Here is a 19585-nt window from a genome sequence, read left to right as displayed (position 1 = left end):
TATGAAAAAAATCCTAATCGCGAACCGAGGAGAGATTGCACGTCGAATTATTCGTACATGTAATCGCCTTGGAATCGAAACAGTTGCTATTCACTCTGAGGCTGATGGGGATCTGCCTTACGTTAGTGAAGCAACTGAAGCTGTACTGATCGGTCCAAACCCGGTCGTACAGTCTTATTTACAAGTTGAAAAAATCATTGAAGAAGCAAAAAAACGTGGGGTCGATGGAATTCACCCTGGATATGGTTTGTTGTCCGAAAACGCCGATTTTGCTCGTAAAGTCGCAGTAGCCGGTATGACTTTTATCGGACCTTCAAGCGATATTATTGAAAAGATGGGCGATAAAATTGAGTCGCGTAGAACGATGATTCAAGCGGGAGTACCGGTAGTTCCAGGTACAGAAGAAGGCGTAAAGTCGCTCGAAGAAGCTTTGCAAGAAGCAGAAGTAATCGGTTATCCACTCATGTTAAAAGCGAGTGCAGGTGGCGGTGGAATCGGTATGGTTCGTTGTGAAAGTGAGCAAGCGCTCACTCAACAGTTTGAATCAGTTAAAAACCGTGCCAAAGCTTATTTTGGTGACGATGTCATCTATCTTGAAAAATTTATTGCTGATGCACGTCATATCGAAGTGCAAATTTTTGGAGATCACCATGGCAACCTTGTTCATCTATATGAACGAAATTGTTCTGTTCAGCGTCGTAATCAGAAAGTGATTGAAGAATCACCTTCACCGAATTTGCCACAAGAAGTGCGTGAGCGACTTTGTGAAGCAGCATTACAGGCCGGAAAAGCAGTGAATTATACAAATGCAGGTACTGTCGAGTTTATCGTTGATCCGAATAACGAGTTCTATTTTTTAGAAATGAATACACGCCTGCAAGTTGAACACCCAGTTACAGAAGAAGTAACAGGACTCGATTTGGTTGAATGGCAATTAAATGTCGCTGACGGAGGAGAACTCCCAGCTCAAGACACGATACAAACTCATGGCCATGCGATAGAATACCGCGTGTATGCGGAAGATCCTAAAACTTTTTTCCCGTCACCAGGCAAGCTTGAAAAGCTTCAGTGGGGTGAAGGGGCACGTATTGAAACGGGTTATGAAGAAGGCAATTTAGTCACACCTTTTTATGATCCGATGATTTCTAAAGTTATTATTCACGGAGCAGATCGTGACGAAGCCTTATCGAAGTCACAAGCGTTTTTTAATAATGTTACAATTAATGGTGTAAAAACCAATATTTCTTTATTTAAAGAATTTGTTGGGTCGGAACAATTTGTTTCAGGCGACTATGCTACAGCGGTATTGCCGCAATGGATGGAAAAAACTAAGGAGGAACATACATTATGAAAGAACTAAAAGCGTCAATGGCAGGAACAGTATTAAACGTATTAGCAGCTGAAGGACAAGCAATCACTCCAGGACAAGCTGTTTTAACGATCGAATCAATGAAAATGGAAATTCCAGTAGAAGCTGAAATTGGCGGAACTGTAGAGAAAATTCATGTTGAAATTGGCGGTTTCGTTAACGAAGGCGATTTGTTAATCACAGTAGGCGAGTAATCGTTTTAAGCAAAGGGGACAGTGCAATGACAAAAACGACTGAAACAACAGGATATAATGACCGTTTAGAGCAAAAGCTTGCAAAGATTTTTGCTGGGGGGCAGCAAAAATACCACGATAAAATGAAAGAAAGCAATAAATTATTTGTTCGTGATCGTTTGAAATTATTATTTGATGATGAAAACTACGCAGAAGACGGACGTTTTGCCAATGTAGAAGCAGACGACCTTCCAGCGGATGGTGTTGTCACAGCTATTGGTAAAGTGAATGGTGAAACGGTTTGTGTAATGGCGAATGATTCTACTGTTAAAGCAGGTTCGTGGGGCTCGCGTACAGTCGAAAAAATTATTCGTATTCAAGAAACTGCAGAAAAAATGCAAGTACCGATGTTGTACTTAGTAGATTCTGCTGGTGCGCGTATCACAGATCAACTAGATATGTTCCCGAACCGACGCGGTGCAGGTAAAATATTCCACAATCAAGTAAGAATGTCTGGAATGGTTCCACAAGTCTGTCTACTATTCGGTCCGTCTGCTGCAGGTGGAGCTTATATCCCTGCTTTTTGTGACATCGTTATCATGGTAGATGGTAATGCTTCTATGTATCTTGGCTCGCCACGCATGGCTGAAAAAGTTATCGGTGAAAAAGTGACGCTAGAAGAAATGGGCGGGGCTCGTATGCATTGTACAGTGAGTGGTGTTGGTGATGTTTTAGTAGCTACAGAAGAAGAAGCCATTTCAGAAGCGCGCCGCTACTTGACGAACTTCCCAGCTAACTTTGCAATGAAGCCTGAAAAGATTGAGGCAAAAGCGGCAAAAGCAGGACGTTCGCTAGAAGCAATGATTCCAGAAAACCAAAATGCACCTTTTGATATGTATGAATTGATCGATCAATTGGTTGACGAAGGCAGCTTTTTTGATATTAAAAAGCTATTTGCTGGTGAATTAATTACTGGAATTGCACGCATTGATGGCCAAGTTGTAGGTATTCTTGCGAACCAACCGAAAGTGAAAGGCGGCGTATTGTTTGGTGATTCGGCCGATAAAGGCGCGAAATTTATCAATCTTTGTGATGCCTTTTCAATTCCGTTACTGTTCCTTGCCGATGTTCCAGGATTTATGATTGGAACGAAAGTAGAACGTGCTGGTATTATTCGTCATGGTGCTAAGTTTATTGCTGCGATGAGTTCTGCAACTGTGCCGAAAATTTCTGTGATTGTCCGCAAAGCTTATGGTGCTGGATTATACGCGATGGCAGGCCCTGCATTTGAGCCGGATGTTTGTATTGCATTGCCCACAGCACAAATTGCCGTAATGGGCCCTGAGGCGGCTGTAAATGCTGTTTACTCTAATAAAATAGAAGCGATTGAAGATCCGAAAGAACGTCTTCAATATGTGCAACAAAAACATCAAGAGTATAAAGAAGAAATCGATATTTATCGCTTGGCATCTGAACTAATTGTTGACGAAATTGTAGCACCACATCAATTGCGTTCAGTACTGTCTCAGCGCTTATCATTTTATGAAACAAAAGATTTACCATTGCCATATCGAAAACATCCGATTTATCCTGTATAATAAATTATTATTAGAAGTCTGCCTAATATGGGCAGGCTTCTTTTTTAAGAAAAAATTGTGGCACTGTAAGGAGTGATTCCGTGAAATATGCAATTATCGGAGCTGGAGTCAGTGGATTGTTACCAGCTTATCTACTGAAAAAAGCGGGCCATGAAGTGCAAGTAATTACACAGCATGAAGAGCAAGCCGCGTTGATTAACGAGCAAGGAATTATAAATGGTGAAAATCGTCAACAAGTAGATGCCTATACAGACTTTGAACAAATCGATTCAGATGCTTTTGTTATTGTGACGGTGAATCAGGAAGAACTGCAACCTATATTAAGGTTGTTGAAAATTCGTCGCCCAAGCAATAAAATCATTTTTTTGCAGCAGGGGATGCTTTTTTTAGAAAAAGCCACTGCATTATCTCATCGCCATATTGCTGCAGGTATATTAGGTACAGATTGCATCAAGTTGAGTGATACAGAAATCAGCTTTAGTAAAAACCCTCAATTTATATTTGGATTGGTCAAAGGGCAGGCGGAAGAATTCCAACCACTTCTTAAGACCACTGCGTGGCAAAGTGAATGGGTAGAGGATATTGAAAAAGTGCTTTTTGAAAACGTATTGCTTAGCAGTTTAATCGATCCTTTAACTGCAATGATGAAAATACGTAATGGCGAGCTAATTACGAATCCCCATGCTTATGAATTGTTCCGAAATCTATATAGTGAACTGTATTTGGCATTTCCAGAAATTGAATGGTTGCAACCGATTGAAAATGTGGCAACGTTATGTGCCGCAGAACCCGAAAGAATATCGAGGATGCTTGCTGACCGTTTAGCTAATGATCCAATGGAGGTTGATGGTCTTATGGTATACGTATTAAATCAATCTAAGCTAGAATTGCCGTTATTCAAGGCACTTTATCATCTTTTGAAAACGGTTGAGGTAGCGAAATGACAATATTGTATACAATTGCAACAGTCTTTCTGTATATTCCTTTTCTTCTCTTTGTTATTGTTTATCTCTTTTCACTAAAAAGAAAAAAACAAAAAGCATTGGTTTTAGCGTCAGATGTTACGACATTTTTGTTATTCTTTTCTGTCCCAGCTAGTGTGGAATTTCTATGGGGACTTTCCATTTCTGCGTATATTTATTTCGTCGCGCTTGTGTTAGCGATTATTATGTTAGTCATTGAATGGAGAAACACAAAAGAACTCGAAATCATTCCGTTTTTCCGTAAGCTATGGAGAACTTACTTTTTACTATTGGCTTCTCTTTATGCTCTTGTATGGATAGTTGGTCTTGTTTCCATCATTGTTAAATCAATTTAGTAGGCGTATTTTTTTTCTTTGAGAGATGCGTTTGCTATAGTAGATTTTGAATGTAAACGGAAAAGGGGACTTTTTTTATGAAAGTAGAGGAACGGTACGTAGAACCAGCCAGTAAACTGATGAGTGATTATATAAATGGCAAACCGGTACTCCGCCAGTATTTTTCATATGATCCGCAACTAGAGTCATTTGAAAAACGGTTGAAAAACCTTCAAAATCATCCTGTTGATCGGTCAAAGTTAGCAGGCATAATTCGTGATTATATGAAGCCTGAAAAATTGTCCGAAGCGGCACAGCAGAATTTAGCTGATTTTGAAGCAGGTGCACCGGTGGTTGTCACAGGTCAACAAGCGGGTATTTTAACAGGACCATTATATACGGTACATAAAGCAATATCTGTCATCATCCTTGCGAGACAAGCTTCTGAGCAACTGCAGACACCCGTTGTGCCAGTTTTTTGGATTGCTGGAGAAGATCATGATTTAGCTGAAGTTAGCCACCTTTATCGAGAAATAAATGGACGGATGGACAAATTGAATATCCCTTACGCTGAATACGGCAAAAACTCAGCTTCTACTGCAAATCTCAATAAACCTAAAACAGCTTCTTTTTTAGAAGAATACTTCCGCAGTCTTCCAGAAACGGAACACTCTAAAGAAATTCAAGAACTGGCATTTGGTTTGTTGGAAAACTCTCAATCGTTCACAGACTTTTTCGCAGCACTTATCCATTATTTCTTTCAGGAAGAAGGACTTCTGTATATAGATGCTGCTGACGAAGCGTTTCGAAAGTATGAATCACCTTACTTTGTGGAAATGATTGAACGTTCGGCTAATATAGCAAAAACAGTCACTGCTACTGAGAGTTCCCTTGTAGAAGATGGCTATAGCGCGGTGATTGGAGCAGAAGAAACTGCTGCAAATCTATTTATTACGGTAAAAGGAGAACGTCTATTACTAGAGCGTGAAGGTCAAGAGTTTGTAGCGAACAACGGTTCAATCCGATATACAAAACAGCAACTGCTAGCTATTGCAGAAAAAACGCCGGAATTATTGAGTAATAATGTAGTAACGCGTCCATTAATGCAGGAAATGGTTTTTCCTGTATTAGCTTTTGTTGGAGGTCCTGGTGAAATTGCATATTGGGCAGCTTTAAAAGGAGCTTTTGAGTTATTCAATATGGAATTGCCAGTCATTATGCCTCGCCTAAGTTTGACTTTGGTAAACCGCAAAACACAGCGTTTGCTAAATAAATACGAATTGGATTTTTCATCTGTTGTCAACGGTCGTCAAGTATCGGCGATGAAAAATCAATTAATGGAGACGATTCGGGATCAAGAAGCCGAAATGCTACTTACGAATTTAGAAGTTGAATTAGAAAAAACCTATGAGCAAATCAATCAACAATTTTCTTCAATAAGTAAAGGGTTAACACCTATTGTCGAGAAGAATTTGCAATTGCATGTGAAGCAACTAAAGTTTTTGGGAAATAAATTGCAAGATGAAATAGTACTGCAAAACAGCATTGAGTTCGGACATTACGCTGCTATTGAAAATGAGCTATTACCAAATGGTGGTTTCCAAGAAAGAATTTATAGTCCGTTTACTTATATGAATCAGTATGGGACAGAGCTTGTAAAAGATCTTTTAGCACTTCCGCTCAGTTATGACAAAAATCATAAAATTATTTATTTTTAAGCTGAAAAGCCTGCATATGCAGGCTTTTTTTATGTCAAAATAACTTGTTGAAATATTTTGCTGTAACAAACATGAAATATTTCAAAAACAAGTGGTGACAAGTGGGGGATTGTGGTACATTTATTACAATAAGTGGGGTGAAGGATATGTTCATGGGCGAATATCAACATAGCGTTGATGCAAAAGGACGGTTAATCATACCGGCTAAATTCCGTGAACTCTTGGGGGATTGTTTTGTGATCACTCGAGGTCTGGATCAGTGCTTATTTGGCTACACTATGGACGAATGGCAGAAAATTGAAGAAAAGCTCAAGGAACTGCCGGTCACTAAAAAAGACGCACGTGCTTTTACACGCTTTTTTTTCTCAGGTGCCTCAGAAGTGGAACTTGATAAGCAGGGGCGCGTCAATATACCGATGACATTAATTTCTTACGCGAAACTTGAAAAAGAATGCATTATCTTAGGTGTTTCCAACCGTTTTGAAATATGGGCAAAAGATTCATGGGAAAGCTATTTTGCAGCATCCGAGGATTCCTTTAGTGAAATCGCGGAAAATTTAACTGATTTTGACTTTTAAAAGTGAACGGGGGGAATGGATTGTTCAATCACACCACGGTTTTACTGCATGAAACTGTCGATGGTCTGAACGTTCGTCCTGATGGCATATATGTTGATTGTACACTGGGCGGAGCAGGACACAGCGAATATTTGGTTCAGCAATTATCTGACCAAGGTCATTTATATTGTTTCGATCAAGACGCAACGGCGATAGCTCATGCAAAAGAAAAACTACAAGAGTACTTACATAGAATTACATTTATCCATGCCAACTTTAAATTTTTAAAAGAAGAATTGGAAATGCGTGGAGTAGAAAAAGTTGACGGCATACTATATGACTTAGGCGTTTCTTCTCCACAATTGGATACACCAGAACGAGGATTTAGTTATCACAATGATGCACCATTAGACATGCGAATGGACCAAAGCGCTGAGCTTAGCGCATATCATGTGGTAAATGAATGGTCTTTTGAAGATTTAGTAAGAATTTTTTATCGTTATGGCGAAGAGAAATTTTCTAAGCAAATTGCACGCAAAATTGAGGCTGCAAGAGATAAGCAGCCGATTGAAACAACTGGACAATTAGTCGAATGCATCAAAGATGGAATTCCTGCCTTTGCACGCCGAAAAGGTGGTCATCCTGCGAAAAGAGTATTCCAAGCCATTCGAATCGCAGTGAATGATGAACTAGGTGCAGCGGAAACGTCTTTGCAAGACGCTGTTAGCCTGTTAGCGATCGGTGGAAGAATTAGTGTTATCACTTTCCATTCGTTAGAAGATCGGCTTTGTAAAGCGATTTTAAAAGAAGCTTCTTCATTACCTGAATTGCCACCAAATTTACCGGTAATTCCTGATGGAATGGAACCAATCTTAAAATTAATTACAAGAAAACCAATATTACCTTCAGAAGAAGAGCTAGAACATAACAATCGATCACGCTCCGCTAAATTGCGGATTGCAGAAAAAATAAACGAGTAAGGACGTGTTCAGATGGCACTGAATGCAAGAACAGACGATTACATCCAACAGCCGGCCGCACCTCAAAATCCGAGCCAGCAACAATCGATTAGAAAAAAAGGCTTAATCACCAAAGGTGAAAAAATTCTGTATACAACTTTTGTAGCAGTCTGTATTATGTGTGCATTGCTGGTTTTGCAGAATCAGGCAACGATTCAAGCATCAACTCAGGAAATTCAAAAAATTGAACAATCAGTCAATGAAACTACGAAGCAAAATACAGATTTGTCCGTACAGGTAAGTGAACTCTCTTCATATTCGCGCATTTGGTCTAAAGCAAAAGAACTTGGCCTTAAATTAAATGAGCAAAATGTAAAGGTAGTGCCTGGGCAATGAAAAAAAAGTTTCGATTTCAAGGAGGAGCCTTTCTGCTATTTTTGTTATTCGCAGGGCTCTTTTTCCTTTTATTGGCGAGAATTGTAACCATACAAGCCACGGGGAAAGTGGAAGGACAAGAACTTGCTGCTAAAGCTGCGGCAAAATACAGTCAAGAAGAAGTGTTGACTGCTGAACGTGGACGCATTGTTGATCGCAATGGTGAAGTGATAGCTGAAGATACACTGACCTATAAACTAGTCGCAGTAGTTGATGAATCAGTTACTCAAAAAGCTAGTGATCCGCAACATGTGGTAGATGTTGAAGAAACCGCTAAGAAATTAGCGGGATATTTGAATGCTTCTGAAGAAAAAATTCTAGAAATATTAAAGAGCGGTGTCGAAAAAGACCGGTATCAAGTAGAATTTGGTTCCGCTGGTCGTGAAATTAGTCACACGCAGATGCTCGAAATGAAAGAAGAAGACATTCCAGGCTTGTTGTTTGTTCGAGATTTAAAAAGATTATACCCTAACGGCGTTTTTGCTTCTCATTTGATTGGCTATGCGATGAAAGAAGAGCTAGAAAATGGAGAAACAAAAACTACGGGCAGAATGGGTCTTGAATCGATTCATAATGATGTGTTAACAGGGAAAAATGGCAAAATGGAGTTTGATACGGATAAATGGGGCTTTTTACTGCCAAATAATGAATCCGCGATCACTCCTGCAGTAAACGGGGCGGACGTCCAACTTACATTGGACAAAACTTTGCAAAATTTCTTAGAGGATGCAATGACGGGCGTACAAGAAGAGTACGATCCTACACGAATGATTGCAGTAATTGCTGATCCTAAAACAGGTGAAATTTTGGCAATGTCTCAACGCCCAACATTTGATCCGAATACGCGAGAAGGATTATCAGATAACTGGCTAAATGAAAGTATCGAACTAACAATTGAACCCGGTTCACCGATGAAGATGTTCACATTAGCCGCAGCTATCGAAGAAGGTAAATGGGATCCAAATGCTACTTATAAATCGGGTACTTACACTTTACTAGATAGTAAAATCGGAGATCATAACAGTGGTCGAGGTTGGGGAACGATTTCATTTTTAGAAGGCTTCCAACGTTCATCTAACGTTTCGATGGCTTATTTGCTAGAACGCCTTGGAGCAGACACTTTCATGAATTATGTGGATGCTTTTGGTTTCGGTGATCAAACAGGGATTGACTTGCCAAAAGAGGCATCGGGTAAAATCCTTAACCAATGGCCAATAAATAAATTAACGACAGCATACGGACAAGGGTCAACCGTTACGCCTATTCAAATGATTCAAGCAGCGTCTGCCATTGCCAATGACGGGGTCATGATGAAACCGTATGTGATCGATCAAATTAAAAATTCCGATACAGGAAAAGTTACAGTTAAAAGCAAACCGCAAGAAGCAGGACAGCCAATTTCTGCTGAAACTGCAAATAAAGTCAAAGAAGTATTGGCTTCAACAGTTACGTCTGATGTAGGTTCAGCGCGAGGTTTTGCGTTAAAAGATTATACGATCGCTGGAAAAACAGGGACAGCACAAGTACCAAAAGAAGGTGGCGGTTATCTAACGGGTAGAAATAATTACTTGTTCTCCTTTTTAGGTATGGCTCCTGCTGATGATCCGGAATTGCTAATCTATATAGGTGTTCAACAACCTAATGTGCCAGCTAACGAGTATGGTTCTGTGCCAGTAGCGAAAATCTTTACTTCCGTAATGGAGAATAGTCTAAAGTATTTAAACATCGAACCAGAAAATATGGCTGAAGCAGCGACGGTTCCTATGGAAGAATATACAGGTAAAACAGTGACACAAGCGACTGAAGCTTTGCAAGAATTGGGTATTGAAGTTGAAGTGATAGGAAATACCGAAGAGATTATCTCTCAGTACCCAGAAGCCGGAAATGCTGTCTTAAAGGGTGGACGAGTAATCCTGGAAACAGCTGGAGACACAACGCTACCTGATTTTACTGGATGGTCTAAGAGAGAATTGCTTGCTTATCAATCTTTAAGTGGTTTGGCGCTAGAAATTGCTGGACAAGGTTATGCAATGACACAAAGCATTGAATCAGGACAGCTTGTGGTGGGGAATGCCCCTGTAATTATTGAACTTGTTCCACCTGAGATTTTTTATCCTGCACAAGCAAAAGCACAAGAAGAAAATCCAGGAGAAGATCAAATTCAGTCTGAACAAGAAGTTTTAGAGGACACCGGTTCCGAAACCATAGTAGAAGAAACGGAAGTTGAAATACAAACAGAAACAGAAACAGAAACACAACCAAATACAGAAGCACAAGCAAATATAGAATCACAAACAGACGAATCTACTGAGTAGTCTTGTGTTTAAAGGAGTTATACCAATGAGTACTTTTACACTAATGAGCCTCGGAATCACTTTGTTACTAACGGTTATCCTAATGCCGGTATTTATCCCGTTATTAAAAAGAATGAAATTTGGACAAAGCATCCGAGAAGAAGGACCTGAATCACATATGAAGAAAACAGGCACTCCCACTATGGGAGGACTTGTTTTCTTAATCGCTATTATTATTACGGTGTTAGTCGTTACTTTTATTGCTGGATTATTAACCGCTAAAGTATGGATTTTACTTTTGGTTCTTTTCGGTTATGGATTAATCGGTTTTTTGGATGACTTTATCAAAGTAGTATTAAAAAGAAATCTTGGCTTAACATCTTTACAAAAACTAATCGCACAAATCATTATCGCTGTTATATCCTTCTTTGTGTTAAGTGGTAGTGACTTTGAGACAGGGGTCAATATCCCCTTTACAAACATTTCCATTGAGTTATCATGGCTATATGTGTTCTTTATCATATTTTGGTTAGTTGGATTTTCAAATGCCGTTAACTTAACTGATGGACTTGATGGTTTAGTAGCAGGTACTGCTTCTATTGCTTTTGCGGCATTTGGTGTATTAGCGATTTATCAAGGTGAAATGGCTATCGCAATTTTCACTTTTTCCGTAACAGGAGGCTTGCTAGGTTTCTTGATCTTCAATAAATACCCAGCAAAAGTTTTCATGGGAGATACAGGCTCATTAGCGCTAGGTGGCGCATTAGCCATGGTATCAATCTTGCTAAAACAAGAATTGTTATTGCTATTAATCGGACTTGTGTTTGTTGTAGAAACAGCTTCAGTAATTTTACAAGTTGGTAGTTTTAAATTGCGTCAAAAACGAATTTTTAAAATGAGTCCTATTCACCATCATTTTGAATTGAGCGGATGGTCGGAATGGAAAGTAGTTATTGTATTCTGGTCAGTCGGTCTTATCAGTGCGGCAATTGCCGTCTTTTTGGAGGTAATGTAAATGAAAGAAGCTCCACAATTATATCAAAAGAAAGTTCTGGTTTTAGGATTAGCGAAAAGCGGATTTACAGCAGCCCGAATTTTAAATAAGTTAGGTGCATTTGTCACTGTTAATGATTCCAAGCCTTTTGAAGAGAATCCTGAAGCTCAAGAATTATTAAATATGGGGGTTACCGTTATTTGCGGGAGACACCCAGAAGACCTTCTAGAAGAAGGTTTTGAATTGGTTGTTAAAAACCCAGGTATTCCGTATACAAATATTTTAATTCAATCCGCTATGCAAAAGAAAATTCCAGTATGGACGGAAATTGAATTGGCTTATTTGATTAGTGAAGCACCATTTATTGGGATCACCGGTTCGAACGGGAAAACAACGACAACTACGTTATTGTTCCATATGTTAAACCAAGACAATAAAAATCCATTAATTGCTGGGAATATCGGAACAGTAGCGAGCGGCGTTGCAGAAAAAGCAAAAGCAAGTAATGTCATTGTGACGGAATTGTCTTCCTTCCAGTTAAAAGGAACGGTAGCTTTCCGACCGACAATCGCAATTATTACGAACATATATGAAGCGCATTTGGATTATCATGGAACAATCGAAGATTACCGTACTTCTAAAATGAAGCTCACTTCAAACCAAACAACGGATGACTATTTTATTTATAACGCTGACCAACCTCTACTAGTAGAGCATGCAAAGAGTTGCAAAGCGAAATTGGTGCCTTTTACACTTAAAGGACGAACTGAAGAAAGTGTTAGCGCAGACGATAACTATGTATATTGGCAAGGTGAAAAGCTAATTGAACGTTCGAAAATCATGTTGGCAGGACAACATAATTTAGAAAACATTTTAGCGGCGGCAGCAGCAACGTTAATTCAAGGTGGAACAAAAGAAACCATTATACGCGTTCTTACTTCGTTTACAGGTGTAAAGCACCGATCACAATTTATTAAAGAATGGCAAGGCCGTAAATTTTACAACGATTCAAAAGCCACCAATGCTTTGGCGACAAAAAGTGCATTAGAAGCTTTTCCAGAGAATATTATTTTATTGGCTGGTGGCTTAGAGCGTAATCATTCATTGGATGAAATCCGTCCGTTTATGGACCGCGTCAAGGTATTGGTGACTTTTGGAGAGACAGCTCAGCGATTTACTGCATTTGCAGAAGAAAGCGGCGTGCAGACCATTATCCAAGCGGATAAAATGGACGATGCAGTCAAAAAAGCTATCCAAGCGTCAGCAGATGGCGATACCATCTTATTGTCACCCGCATGTGCTAGTTGGGATCAGTACGATAGTTTTGAAATCCGAGGAGATGCATTCATTTCCGCAGTCCACCAAATGACGGAAGCAAACGAATAAAAGATAAGGGGCAGCAATTATGGACAAAGTGATTGACATCGAAGAACGCATCCCATCGCTCCGCGATCGACGGAAAAAAAGAACCAATCGCAAGTTCGTGGCGCTGTTGCTCATTTTTCTCACTTTGCTTGCCGTACTTTTATACAGCCAGTCGAAGTACAGTGAAATTCAGACCATCACTATAGAAGGTGCTGTTCTTTTTAATCAGAAAAGCTATCAGGCAGCAAGTGGATTAGTAATCGGTGATTCAATGTGGTCTTTCGATACGCGAGCTGTTGCGCAACAGCTCGAAAAGTTGGAATGGGTGGAAAAAGCATCGGTCAAAAGGAATTGGTTGACCGGCGTTGAAATTGATCTAAAAGAATATGTTCAAATGGGATATTTAGACCGTGGCAACAGTTACCAGATCGTTTTATCAAATAATCTAGCGCTAAAGCAGCCAGTCACGGTTATCGATGGTCCAATTTATTCGAATTTTGATGACGAGAAAAAAAGAGGGAAGTTGATAGATCAATTAGCGGAGATAAATCCGGAAGTTCTACAATTGATTTCTCAAATCATTTTAGATTCTAAAGAAAAAGATGCAGATTTTGTTACTTTGTATATGAATGACGGAAACGAAATTCATGGAATACTAAGTACATTGGCTGAGAAGATAAATTATTATCCATCTGTTATCGCGCAACTAGAGGAAGATCAAAAAGGGATAATTGATATGGAAGTCGGAATATATTTCCGCTCTTATGCAGATGCTTATGGTTTTGCAGAGGAGGCTCCGGAAGATGAAACCGCCGAAGAGGAATAGCCGCAAAAATATTAGTAAATCAATTGTCTTTTCATTGGTATTCTTAGTTCTTGGATTTATCATGGCCTATTCCTATAGTCTTTCCAACGCCAACAAAGAGACGGAAGGCTATACGGGTGGTGCCTTTTTTGAACAAGAAGAACGGTATCGGAAAGAGTTAATTAATCAGCAAGAGCGCAATAAAGCCTTACGAGATGAATTGCAAGAAAAGCAAAGCGAAGTTCAGGAGTATGAAAAATCCTTTGCGGATGGAGAAAACCGCTATACGGAATATGCGAAAGAAGCAGAAGAACTCCGAAGATATCTAGGTGTCGTGCCGGTTCAAGGAAGTGGCTTAAAAGTAACGCTAAAAGATGGTGATTACAACCCTAACTCGGTGAACCCTAATGATTACATTGTTCATGAAAGTCATGTTTTCCAAGTGATTAATGAATTGTATATTTCGGGTGCAGAAGCGATTTCAATTAACGGTCAGCGCATTCACGCCAATTCTTATATTGTTTGTACCGGCCCGGTTATTACTGTAGACGGCGTACAATATCCAGCTCCTTTTGTGATTGAAGCAATCGGGGAGCCTAAAGTATTGTCTTCTTCAATGAAATTAAGCGGAGGAATTATGGATCAATTAGTAAATGATAATATTATCGTTACATTGGATGAGGGGTTAATCATCAAAATGCCTGCTTTACTTACGGAATCATGAGTAAGGAGGGAATTTTGTGAAGAAAAAGATTTTTACTCGATTTACGGCGATACTGTTTTTAATCGGCTTAATGACCGCCATACAATATAATACAATCAATGAACCTGACAGACGCGATACGCGAGATGTATGGGAAGTAAGGCAAGAGTTATCGAGAGAAAAAAAGTTGCATTCACAACTACTTTCAGAAATAGGTACTCTTGATGAAACATTAGACAAATACAATACAGCAGCAGATGAAAGCCCTGAACAAGCATTACGTGAAACCGCTGGAGAACTAAGAAATGCTGTTGGCTTAACAGAAACGACTGGACCTGGTTTTGAGGTTTTAGTTGAGCCATCGATGGAAGCGGTTGCGTTAGGATTGGAAATCGAAGGAATTTCACCAGACTTACTAATTCGACTCGTCAATGAAATCAATCGGTATGATGCTCTCTACGTATCGATAGATGGAAAACGAATCATTAACACGACTTCGATACGAGACATAAACGGTCAGACATCAGTAAATGCCAAACCGGTTGAAACACCCCCATTTTCAATAAAAATTATTTCAAAGTCGGTTGATGACTCAGAAAAGCTGTATAATCATTTATTGGCATCACGTATTCTAGATGATTTTTATATCGATAATATGTCACTAACGGTTTCAGTGCCACAAAGCGATATGGTGATCGAAGCATATGATGGTACTATAGACACCAAATATTTACAGGCAATAGAGGGGGAATAGCGATGTGGCTATCCATTTTAGGTTTATTACTCGGTATTTCTCTTGGTCTTCTGACGGATATGCAAATACCTCCAGAATATGCCAATTATTTATCCATAGCCGTATTAGCGTCTCTTGATACACTATTTGGCGGAATACGTGCTCATTTACAGCAAGTGTATGATGATAAAGTGTTTGTTTCTGGGTTCTTTTTCAACATTGCATTAGCTGCTGGTCTTGCTTTTCTCGGTGTTCACTTAGGAGTCGATTTGTATTTAGCTGCAATTTTCGCATTTGGTGTTCGGCTATTTCAAAATATTGCAGTCATTCGACGCATTATTTTAGCAAAATGGGCTGAAAAAAAAGAAGTTAGAGAAACAATTTGAATAATTCAAGGAAATTTATTTAAGTTTTGCGATTTTCTTAGACAAGGTGCACGATATGCAATAGAATATAAGTACAGCAGTTTAATAAGGAGGTGCCACGAATTGAGTCAATCAGAATTATATGTAAGTTTAGATATCGGTTCGTCATCCGTTAAAGTTTTAATCGGAGAAATGGCTAACAAGTCATTGAACGTAATCGGTGTCGGAAATGTAAAATCTAATGGGATTAAAAAAGGTGCGATTGTTGACATAGATGCAACGGTGCAGTCCATTAAAAAAGCTGTCGATCAGGCAGAGCGCATGATCGGCAAATCGATTCACGAAGTGGTATTAGGAATTCCAGCAAATAAGGCAGTATTACAACCTGTTAAAGGGATTGTTGCAGTAAACAGTGAAAATCGTGAAATTACCGATGAAGACTTGGATCGTGTATTAGAAGCGGCACAAGTTATGTCGATTCCCCCAGAACGGGAGTTAGTCAACATCATTCCTGAACAATACATTGTGGATCATCTAGGTGAAATTAAAGATCCACGGGGCATGATTGGTATCCGCCTTGAAATGGATGGTACAATGGTGACAACTTCAAAAACTATTTTACACAATGTACTTCGCTGTGTAGAAAGAGCAGGACTTGAAATTCGTGATATTTATGTCCAGCCGCTTGCAGCAGGAAGTTATGCATTAACTGAAGATGAGAAAAATCATGGCACAGCGTGTATCGATATCGGTGGAGGATCTACTTCTATTTCCATCTTTCAAGAAGGCCACTTGACTGCTTCTTCCGTAATTCCGGTTGGAGGAGACCACGTTACAAAAGATTTGTCCATCATTTTAAAGACACCGACAGATCAAGCTGAAAAAATTAAACTTGAATATGGTCATGCGTTTTTCGAAGATGCTTCAGAAGATGAAGTTTTTGAAGTCCCAGTTATTGGATCTGATTCAACAGAACAGTATAATCAAAAATACATATCTGAAATAATCGGAGTTCGCCTGGAAGAACTTTTCGAACTGATTTTAGATGAGTTTTACCGCTTGGGCGTTCAAGACTTGCCAGGAGGAGTCGTTTTAACAGGCGGCATGGCTAAATTGGATGGACTGCCAGAACTTGCACGTAATATCCTGCAAACTCGAGTTCGTTTATTCACACCAGAATTTATTGGCGTTCGAGAACCACAGTACACGACAGCAGTTGGCTTAATTCAATATGCATACATGGAAGATGTCTTTTATGGTCGTATTGGAAATGGTGGAGCTGTTGCCGGAGCTGCGAAAGCTGAACAGCAAGAAGTGCAACAACCTAAAAAGCAAAAGCAGCCAAAACAAAACTCTGAAGGTGTCGTAACGAAAGCCAAAAAGATGTTTGATCGATTCTTTGAATAAAATCAATGTTGCATCTAGCTTGCAACTATAAAAGCTAAGCAATCTTAGGAGGAAAAAGAATGTTGGAATTTGATACAAATATTGATGCACTGGCCGTAATTAAAGTTATTGGGGTAGGTGGCGGTGGTAACAATGCCGTAAACCGTATGATCGAACATGGAGTACAAGGTGTAGAATTTATAGCAGTAAACACAGATGCACAAGCTTTAAACTTATCTAAAGCAGAAGTGCGCCTTCAAATTGGTGGTAAATTAACACGCGGTCTTGGTGCCGGAGCGAACCCTGATGTTGGTAAAAAAGCAGCAGAAGAAAGCAAAGAACAAATCGAAGAAGCTTTACGCGGAGCAGACATGGTATTCGTAACTGCAGGAATGGGTGGCGGAACAGGTACGGGTGCAGCACCTGTTATTGCTGGAATCGCTAAAGAACTTGGCGCATTGACTGTTGGTGTTGTTACGCGTCCATTTACTTTCGAAGGCCGTAAACGTTCAACACAAGCAATCGGTGGTATTGCAACGATGAAAGAATCAGTTGACACGTTGATTGTTATTCCAAACGATCGTTTACTTGAAATTGTCGACAAAAATACACCAATGCTTGAAGCATTCCGCGAAGCGGATAATGTTTTACGTCAAGGTGTATCAGGGATCTCTGACTTGATCGCTGTTCCTGGATTGATCAACTTGGATTTCGCCGACGTTAAAACTATTATGTCTAACAAAGGTTCTGCATTAATGGGTATCGGTGTATCTTCAGGAGAAAATCGCGCGTCTGAAGCGGCTAAAAAAGCTGTTTCAAGTCCATTGCTTGAAGTTTCAGTTGACGGTGCAAAAGGTGTCTTAATGAACATTACAGGCGGATCTAACCTTAGCCTTTATGAAGTTCAAGAAGCAGCTGATATTGTAGCATCGGCTTCTGATGAAGAAGTTAACATGATTTTCGGTTCTGTTATTAACGATAACTTGAAAGATGAAATTATCGTGACAGTTATCGCGACTGGCTTTAATGAAGAACAACTTCAACCAAGAACGCCAAGAGGATCTGGATTGAATTCAAACCGTGTCCAGTCGATTCAACAACAGGCTCCAGCGCCATCGATTCGTGATGCGCGCCGTGAAGATCAACGTCGCGACGAGCAACGTCGTGAAGAGCAGCCACCTTATTATAACCAAGAACCACAAAGACAAGAAAAACATAGCGACGATGCACTAGATATTCCGACTTTCTTACGCAATCGTCAAAAGAGACGTTAATCCAAACAGCTGCCGGTTGGGCAGCTGTTTTTTTATAGAGAAAGAGCTTAATTGATAAATCAATTAAAACTTGGTACAATATATTGGACTTCTATAAGAAAAGTTGTGACTAAATGAAACCGATTAAACCTATATTTGAAGAGATTTCTGAACAATTATCTGCTGTAAATGACACGATAAAGATTATTGCTGTAACAAAACAAGTTGGCATAGAACGCACGAAAGAAGCGATTCAAGCAGGAGTTCAGCATCTAGGTGAAAACCGTCCAGAAGGATTATCCCGAAAACTTGAAGCAATTGACGAAAATGTGTCTTGGCACTATATAGGCAATCTACAAACGAGAAAAGTAAAAGATGTTATTAATGAAATCGATTATTTACATTCATTAGATCGATTAAGTTTGGCCAAAGAAATTCAAAAGCGTGCAACTCGACCTGTAAACTGTTTTGTTCAAGTAAATGTGTCGGGAGAAGAGTCAAAAAGTGGTATAGGACCTGAAGATACAATAAACTTTATCGAATCACTCAAAGCTTATGACAAAATAAAAGTGGTCGGATTGATGACAATGGCACCAAATACGTCCGATGAAAGTGTAATCCGTGAAGCATTTAAAGGGTTAAAATCACTCCAACTTCAAGTGTCTGAGAAAAATTGGGCACATGCACCATGCACAGAATGTTCGATGGGCATGTCTAACGACTACTTAATTGCTGCTCAAGAAGGAGCTAGTTTTGTCCGAATTGGCACAGCATTGGTTGGGGCAGAAAGTGAGGAAAAATGATGGGCGTGAAAGACAAATTTAAAAATTTCTTTTATTTAGATGAATATGAAGAAGAAGAACAACAAGTGCGTGAGCAAACCGTAAAACAACAAAAACCTGCTCCGCGATACGAAAAACCTGCTGTCATGCAAGAGCCGAAAAAAGCACCGAAAGAACGGCGCCAGAAAGTGGAGGAGACCAATGTGTCTAATTTAGTCAGTATGCAAGGAGCTTCAAAAGCTTCAAAAGTTAGCTTGGCAGAACCAAGAGTTTATGCCGAAGCACAAGATATCGCAGAAAGCCTAAAAAACAAGCAAGCAGTAGTTGTGAACCTTCAACGCATTGAAAAAGATCAAGGTCTACGGATTATCGACTTTTTAAGTGGAACTGTTTATGCTCTTGGTGGAGACATTCAACGCATTGGAACGGATATTTTCTTATGCGTACCAGACACTGTAGAAGTGGATGGCGCCATTTCAGATTATTATTACGACGAGCAACAATAAGAGGGGTGCCATAAAAAAGTATGTCAGTTATATTAAATTTGATACTTTCAGCAATTAACATCTATTTCTATATTCTGATTGTTAGTGTATTCATGAGTTGGGTACCGAGCATTAAAGAATCTAGTTTTGGCCAAATGATTTCTAAAATCACAGATCCTTATTTGGATATTTTCAGACGCTTTATCCCACCAATCGGCATGATTGATATCTCACCGATTGTTGCAATTTTCACTTTGAATTTAGCAAGCCAAGGGATTATCGTATTATATAATTTCTTTGTTTAACTTAAAACC

21 protein-coding genes are annotated in these 19585 nt (G+C 39.5%); all 21 read left to right on the top strand.

Features of this window, described 5'->3' with window-relative positions:
- Position 1 precedes the first annotated feature (1 nt).
- The 21 genes from BBI08_RS11485 to BBI08_RS11385 all read left to right on the top strand — a co-directional run bounded on the left by BBI08_RS11485 (position 2) and on the right by BBI08_RS11385 (position 19576).
- Entirely contained in the window at positions 2-1351 is a 1350-nt protein-coding gene (locus BBI08_RS11485; protein WP_008498027.1) for an acetyl-CoA carboxylase biotin carboxylase subunit, read from the top strand.
- The gene (locus tag BBI08_RS11480) at positions 1348-1563 is read left to right on the top strand and encodes an acyl-CoA carboxylase biotin carboxyl carrier protein subunit (protein ID WP_008498026.1); all 216 of its coding nucleotides are present in this window, start codon (positions 1348-1350) and stop codon (positions 1561-1563) included. The genes BBI08_RS11485 and BBI08_RS11480 overlap by 4 nt, the downstream gene beginning before the upstream one ends.
- 26 nt (positions 1564-1589) lie before the next feature.
- Positions 1590-3140: an acyl-CoA carboxylase subunit beta gene (locus BBI08_RS11475; protein WP_008498025.1), complete on the top strand. Its 1551-nt coding sequence runs from the start codon at positions 1590-1592 to the stop codon at positions 3138-3140.
- Between the two features lie 80 nt (positions 3141-3220).
- Positions 3221-4084, top strand: coding sequence for a ketopantoate reductase family protein (locus BBI08_RS11470; protein WP_065528115.1), 864 nt, complete (start codon positions 3221-3223; stop codon positions 4082-4084).
- Positions 4081-4458, top strand: coding sequence for a DUF3397 domain-containing protein (locus tag BBI08_RS11465; RefSeq protein ID WP_065528114.1), 378 nt, complete (start codon positions 4081-4083; stop codon positions 4456-4458). Before BBI08_RS11470 ends, BBI08_RS11465 begins: the two co-directional genes overlap by 4 nt.
- Before the next feature lie 77 nt (positions 4459-4535).
- The gene (gene bshC / locus BBI08_RS11460) at positions 4536-6155 is read left to right on the top strand and encodes a bacillithiol biosynthesis cysteine-adding enzyme BshC (RefSeq protein ID WP_008498021.1); all 1620 of its coding nucleotides are present in this window, start codon (positions 4536-4538) and stop codon (positions 6153-6155) included.
- 146 nt (positions 6156-6301) lie between these two features.
- The gene (gene mraZ, locus BBI08_RS11455; protein ID WP_040850909.1) at positions 6302-6733 is read left to right on the top strand and encodes a division/cell wall cluster transcriptional repressor MraZ; all 432 of its coding nucleotides are present in this window, start codon (positions 6302-6304) and stop codon (positions 6731-6733) included.
- A 20-nt stretch (positions 6734-6753) separates the two neighbouring features.
- The gene (gene rsmH / locus BBI08_RS11450) at positions 6754-7692 is read left to right on the top strand and encodes a 16S rRNA (cytosine(1402)-N(4))-methyltransferase RsmH (protein ID WP_008498019.1); all 939 of its coding nucleotides are present in this window, start codon (positions 6754-6756) and stop codon (positions 7690-7692) included.
- 12 nt (positions 7693-7704) lie between these two features.
- Entirely contained in the window at positions 7705-8067 is a 363-nt protein-coding gene (gene ftsL / locus BBI08_RS11445; RefSeq protein ID WP_008498018.1) for a cell division protein FtsL, read from the top strand.
- Positions 8064-10421 carry a penicillin-binding protein gene (locus BBI08_RS11440; RefSeq protein ID WP_065528113.1) on the top strand — a complete coding sequence of 786 codons (2358 nt, stop codon included), beginning with the start codon at positions 8064-8066 and terminating at the stop codon, positions 10419-10421. Before ftsL ends, BBI08_RS11440 begins: the two co-directional genes overlap by 4 nt.
- 25 nt (positions 10422-10446) lie before the next feature.
- On the top strand, positions 10447-11415 hold the full coding sequence (gene mraY, locus BBI08_RS11435) for a phospho-N-acetylmuramoyl-pentapeptide-transferase (RefSeq protein ID WP_156874345.1): 969 nt from the start codon (positions 10447-10449) through the stop codon (positions 11413-11415).
- Positions 11416-12780, top strand: coding sequence for a UDP-N-acetylmuramoyl-L-alanine--D-glutamate ligase (murD, locus tag BBI08_RS11430; RefSeq protein ID WP_008498015.1), 1365 nt, complete (start codon positions 11416-11418; stop codon positions 12778-12780).
- A 19-nt stretch (positions 12781-12799) separates the two neighbouring features.
- Positions 12800-13585, top strand: coding sequence for a cell division protein FtsQ/DivIB (locus tag BBI08_RS11425; RefSeq protein WP_065528112.1), 786 nt, complete (start codon positions 12800-12802; stop codon positions 13583-13585).
- Positions 13563-14288, top strand: a complete 726-nt coding sequence (locus BBI08_RS11420; RefSeq protein ID WP_008498013.1) for a DUF881 domain-containing protein — start codon at positions 13563-13565, stop codon at positions 14286-14288. The genes BBI08_RS11425 and BBI08_RS11420 overlap by 23 nt, the downstream gene beginning before the upstream one ends.
- Positions 14289-14304: 16 nt before the next feature.
- Positions 14305-15021, top strand: a complete 717-nt coding sequence (locus BBI08_RS11415) for a DUF881 domain-containing protein (protein WP_008498012.1) — start codon at positions 14305-14307, stop codon at positions 15019-15021.
- Between the two features lie 2 nt (positions 15022-15023).
- Entirely contained in the window at positions 15024-15386 is a 363-nt protein-coding gene (locus tag BBI08_RS11410) for a small basic family protein (protein WP_008430746.1), read from the top strand.
- A gap of 102 nt (positions 15387-15488) precedes the next feature.
- Positions 15489-16772 (top strand): cell division protein FtsA, encoded by a 1284-nt coding sequence (ftsA, locus tag BBI08_RS11405; RefSeq protein ID WP_065528111.1) that lies wholly within the window; start codon positions 15489-15491, stop codon positions 16770-16772.
- Between the two features lie 59 nt (positions 16773-16831).
- The gene (gene ftsZ, locus BBI08_RS11400) at positions 16832-18025 is read left to right on the top strand and encodes a cell division protein FtsZ (RefSeq protein ID WP_008498011.1); all 1194 of its coding nucleotides are present in this window, start codon (positions 16832-16834) and stop codon (positions 18023-18025) included.
- Between the two features lie 113 nt (positions 18026-18138).
- Positions 18139-18807: a YggS family pyridoxal phosphate-dependent enzyme gene (locus tag BBI08_RS11395; protein WP_008498010.1), complete on the top strand. Its 669-nt coding sequence runs from the start codon at positions 18139-18141 to the stop codon at positions 18805-18807.
- A complete protein-coding gene (locus BBI08_RS11390; RefSeq protein ID WP_008498009.1) occupies positions 18807-19292 on the top strand; it encodes a cell division protein SepF in 486 nt (161 codons plus the stop codon). Before BBI08_RS11395 ends, BBI08_RS11390 begins: the two co-directional genes overlap by 1 nt.
- 20 nt (positions 19293-19312) lie before the next feature.
- Entirely contained in the window at positions 19313-19576 is a 264-nt protein-coding gene (locus tag BBI08_RS11385) for a YggT family protein (protein ID WP_008430752.1), read from the top strand.
- Positions 19577-19585: the final 9 nt, after the last annotated feature.

The sequence above is a fragment of the Planococcus halocryophilus genome (assembly GCF_001687585.2).
Classification (GTDB): domain Bacteria; phylum Bacillota; class Bacilli; order Bacillales_A; family Planococcaceae; genus Planococcus; species Planococcus halocryophilus.
Note: the sequence above shows the minus strand (reverse complement) of the source record. Positions and strands in the feature narration are given on the sequence as shown.